At 65.7% G+C, this 434-nt stretch carries 1 pseudogene; it reads right to left on the reverse strand.

Going from position 1 to position 434, the window contains the following annotated elements:
• Nucleotides 1–434 (reverse strand): annotated as a pseudogene (locus tag AC5ZGW_RS47145) (IS5/IS1182 family transposase); the annotation flags it as partial.

A 434-nucleotide genomic window follows, 5' to 3' on the forward strand; every position in this document is an offset into this window, starting at 1 on the left:
GGTGCCGCGGGCTTGCCGGTCTTCTTGCGGCCCTCGGCCTCGCGGTTCTTCTGCTTCTCGGCCTCGATGCGACGCTCCTCGTCGGCCGCGGCCTTCGCCTCAGCCTCCAGCTCAGCTTTGGCCTCGGCGATCCTTTCGATCCGCTTCTGCTTGTCGGCGACCCAGTCGGGCAACTCGTCGCCACGCTTGTTGCCGTGCAGCTTGTCGTCTTCAGCATCCGCGGCCTCGGCGGCGGCCAGCCAGCGATCGACCTCGGCCTGCAACTCGGATTGGCGCTTCTTCATCCGCTCGTAGCTCATCGCCTTGTGTTTGGAGGCATTCGCCTTGATCTTGGTGCCATCGAGCGCGACATGCCCGAGCCGCACCAACCCGGCCTTCTCGGCGAGCCTCAACACCTGCACGAACAGCCCGGCCAAGTGTTTGAGGTGCCGCTT

The organism is Bradyrhizobium sp. Crot121 (assembly GCF_059512385.1).